The organism is Pyrobaculum sp., from assembly GCF_049971835.1.
In the GTDB taxonomy this organism is placed as follows: Archaea; Thermoproteota; Thermoprotei; order Thermoproteales; family Thermoproteaceae; genus Pyrobaculum.
Window position 1 is genome coordinate 1 of the sequence record NZ_JBMFKV010000187.1, and the last position, 3,617, is coordinate 3,617.

The 3,617-nt window shown below is 57.8% G+C and carries 6 protein-coding genes; 1 reads left to right on the plus strand and 5 read right to left on the minus strand.

Annotation, left to right across the window (positions count from 1 at the left end; translation table 11 throughout):
- Positions 1-104: 104 nt before the first annotated feature.
- Genes ACP5J3_RS12000 through ACP5J3_RS12010 form a run of 3 tightly spaced genes read right to left on the minus strand, consistent with a single transcriptional unit; the run spans position 105 to position 2,186 of the window.
- Positions 105-725, minus strand: a complete 621-nt coding sequence (locus ACP5J3_RS12000; RefSeq protein ID WP_428495905.1) for a hypothetical protein — start codon at positions 723-725, stop codon at positions 105-107.
- A 4-nt stretch (positions 726-729) separates the two neighbouring features.
- The gene (locus ACP5J3_RS12005) at positions 730-930 is read right to left on the minus strand and encodes a hypothetical protein (RefSeq protein WP_428495906.1); all 201 of its coding nucleotides are present in this window, start codon (positions 928-930) and stop codon (positions 730-732) included.
- 29 nt (positions 931-959) lie between these two features.
- Positions 960-2,186 (minus strand): nucleotidyltransferase domain-containing protein, encoded by a 1,227-nt coding sequence (locus ACP5J3_RS12010; RefSeq protein ID WP_428495907.1) that lies wholly within the window; start codon positions 2,184-2,186, stop codon positions 960-962.
- 47 nt (positions 2,187-2,233) lie between these two features.
- On the opposite strand from ACP5J3_RS12010, the gene ACP5J3_RS12015 reads away from it, so the two are divergent.
- Positions 2,234-3,130 (plus strand): hypothetical protein, encoded by an 897-nt coding sequence (locus ACP5J3_RS12015; protein WP_428495908.1) that lies wholly within the window; start codon positions 2,234-2,236, stop codon positions 3,128-3,130.
- On the opposite strand, the gene ACP5J3_RS12020 is transcribed toward ACP5J3_RS12015, so the two are convergent.
- Together ACP5J3_RS12020 and ACP5J3_RS12025 are read right to left on the minus strand one after the other, a co-directional pair.
- On the minus strand, positions 3,116-3,286 hold the full coding sequence (locus tag ACP5J3_RS12020) for a hypothetical protein (RefSeq protein WP_428495909.1): 171 nt from the start codon (positions 3,284-3,286) through the stop codon (positions 3,116-3,118). The two genes, ACP5J3_RS12015 and ACP5J3_RS12020, sit on opposite strands and share 15 nt — an antisense overlap.
- 41 nt (positions 3,287-3,327) lie before the next feature.
- Positions 3,328-3,617: hypothetical protein (locus tag ACP5J3_RS12025; protein WP_428495910.1), on the minus strand; the 290-nt coding region annotated here is incomplete at its 5' end.

Consider the following 3,617-nt stretch of genomic DNA (forward strand, 5'->3'; position numbering starts at 1 on the left):
ACGACCTCCTCCCCTCCCAGGCGGAGATCCGCACCAGCCACATTTTTAAACTCCTCACCACCTCCACCCATGTCGTACAAATGTGCAGAGGGTACGTGCATGGGCTACTTCGACTGTATCTCGTCTGGGGGCACCTGCGTAGCCAACTGCCCGCTAGGCTGTTGTTGTATCCCTGGCGCCACCCCTACGCCAGTCTGCCCCGAGGGGGCCGACTGCGTCTCTCCATACGACTGCGAGAGCATGGGTGGCACTTGCGTAGCCAACTGCCCAGCGGGTTGCTGTTGCTCTACGTCTCTCCATACGACTGCGAGAGCATGGGTGGCACTTGCGTAGTGCTGTTGCTCTACGCAGTGACCGTCTCTACATCTAAATAGCCACTCGCCCCCATTGACGAGCCTAACCCAGTAGATTTTTTCGCCATCCTTAACATTGAGATACACAAAGTTGAAAAACCTGGCGTTGTGGACACGGGGCTTGTCCTGCTTCTTCACGCTGAGCCTGCGGTAGCTAGCCAGCTCTACTACAAACGCCTTGCCCTCCGCAACATAGACATGTATCTCAGAAGAAGAGCGCCTGATAACGTACCTCCCCCACACGTTCTTAGCCACCCCCCTCTCAACGTCGTATATGAGATCTACATAATGGCGGCGGCTCCCCACCAGGAACAGCCTAGAGACTACCGCCACCGGGTCCCTCCCGCTCTTCAGCTCGCGCAGTATGGACAAAACGCTACTGACTCCCCGCATTGCTCTGAGATGGCGGAGGCGCCGTAGCCGACGTAGACGCGGCTCTCAAAGCTTCTGAAAACGCGCGGCAGACGTCCTCCTCCTTTAGGTAGAGGAGCGCGATTAGGAGCATTGCGGGGTCTTTGAAGTCCACAGATACCGTAAACCCCTTGCAGACGTACTCCATCTTGGCTTGCCTTAGCATAGATGGGAAAAAGCTGTGTCTTTATAAGCCTAGATGAGCTTGACCCTCACGTGCTGGTCGTATATGGTGGCCAGGTGCTGTCTGTACCTCTCGTAGAGCGAGGCGACCACCGTGCGCAACTCGCGTGCGCCAATCGTCTCGGAGGCGCATACGAGGCCTCCCTCAAGCCTAATTCCGTCTGTCTGCGACAGCGAGCAGAGCTGTGGCGTCACGAGAGAGATACGGTCGGGGGCGACTCCGTACTTCCTAGTCTCCTTCGCGGCGGCTGGCATAGCGATGCCCATCACATAGCCATTGTAGCCTACGGGGCCGAACACGCCGACCTCCCTCCCGATGTACCTCACCCTGTCGGCGCCTAGGACGTCGGCAAGCGCCGAGACATAGGCCATATAGACCGCAGCTATGGGCAGGTTCTCCCTCACCACGAAGTACTCAAACGCGTAGTTGTACCGCTTAGCGTAGCTACTCACCGCGTAGACGTACTTCTCGTTCTCCGTCGGGGGGTCGGCGGGGGTCTTCCCCGCCACCAGGTCTGCGAGTATCTCCTGGTTCACCCTGAAGGTCCTCCCGACTGCGTTGCCTGCGACCGTGTTGGAGAGGCCAGGTAGCGGGATGTAGTGCCACCTCAGCGCCTCGTCCAGCGCCACTCCCCTCTCCCTCGCGTAGATAGTGGAGAGCTCAATAGCTATACCTGGCACGCCACCGAACTTGCCATAGACTCCCCAGTACTTCCCCAGCTCCTTCACCCGCCTCACCGTCTGGCGGTCGGTGTCCGACAGCCGGCACGCCACCTCTCCGTCCACCTCAAAAGTGTGGAACCTGACATTGGGGCGGACGTAGTAGAGCTCGACGTCTATATCGGCGATTTCACCTACAGCTATCCACCCGTAGGTGGTCCTAAATAGGTAGAAGACCCTGTCGAGCACCCCCTTCACGTACTTGTCCAACTTGTTCTCGAAGTCGCCTGGCATGACTACTGCGTAGTCTATGTCGCTGTTGGCTATGTAGGTCCCCTTGAGCACGCTCCCGAACAGCCCGAAGTACTGTTTCTTGTCTGTCAGACACGGCGCCTTGTGCTGGAGGGGCTTAAGCCCAGCCTCCAGCACCCTCTGCTTGAGAATTTCAAGAGATCTCTCCACCGATCCGCACTTTTCACATTTCGTATACGTGATGTCGAACAGCGGCCTCTCGGCCCTCACGACAGGCCTGGGGACCTCCTCCTTCTCTTCGACAGTCTTGGCGGTGTCTGTTGACATGTAGACATCCGCGCCCTATCTTTAAAAAATGGGCATAGAAAGGCAACGTGCAGATAGTCCACACGTACCAGTACTCGCTATCCAAAGTGGCGTCGCACATCGCCGAGGTGCTAAACGCAAGGGTCTACAAAACTAGCGAGCTCCCGCCAGAAGACGACACAATTGTCATCTCCACAGCGCTCCAGCCAGACCTGCGCTCAGTCGCGGGCCATATAGTAGGCGCCTCAAGGTGCGTCGCGTATCTAGTGGCAGAGGGGGTGCCCAGGCTGGACAAAAAGTACGTGAGGCTAGTAAACGAACACTGCCACGTGGTCGCCCCCTCCCCATACGTTAAGTCGCTTCTCGAAGAGAGCGGGTTCGTAGTGTCGGACGTAATACCGCACGCGGTCAGGGTGAGCCAGGCGCCCCCGCTCGGGAGATCCCAGGTCGGGTTCATAGGCGTGAACCTGTTCCGGAAAGGAATCGACATAGTTATCAAGGCCGCCTCTATGCTCCCCTCCCTGTCTTTCCTCATGGCAACTACGCAACATGGCCAGATACCGCTACAGAACATAGTGGCTCCCCCCAACCTGAAGATAATCACCCTCCCGCCTGGCTATGAGTACTCCTTCTACTCCTCAGTCGCCTCGCTTTTCCTGCCCTCCCGCGCCGAGGGCTTCTCCCTGGCGCCGAGAGAGTTCGTGGCGGCGACTGGCCGACTCGCTGTGGTCTCTCCGCTACCGGTTTACCACGACGAGGAGGAGGGGATCGTCAAGTGTAGCGCGAAGGACGAGTACACAGTCTTCGACGGGCACCAGTTTGTAAAGTACATAGAGGCGGACGTCGCCGACTGCGTAAAGAAGCTGGAAGAGGCAGTCCGCGCCCCGCCATCGCCGAGCGCCGCCGAGGAGATGAGGAAGAGGTACCCGCCAGAGCTGTACCTCAAATTCCTACAGTTCTTTTAGTTGCACCATACTCCAAGCGGCTTTAAGGGCGGTGGCCATCATAGCGACGAGAGATATGAAGAAGCCCAGCATTACCGCGAAAGAGATGAGTACAGAAACCAGGACGGAGAGGTCGGGCAGGGCTATGGGGCCGGGCTGGACGGTGGCTAGCGACATGTGTGGCTAAAAGAGCGTGTTTAAAAACACAACGGAGAGGCCTACCGCTTTTTGAGCCTGCGTATCTTCTTCTGTAGCTGTAGGTCGTTTTTTGCTACTTCGAAAAACGCGTTTACCACCTCAGACCTCAGGGGCCTCCTCACCCTCTCCTCCACTAGCTTAAGTACCTCCGGGTCCGAGACGCCGAGCTTCGAGGCGACCTCAAGCACCAGCTCCTTCACGTCTCTCTTCACGTACTTGACGCCCATGCACTGCATGGCGTAGTAGACAACCCGCCCAAGCCTCAGCCTGATGTACAGCCCCTTAGTCCGGCAGAAGACGTAGAGGACCG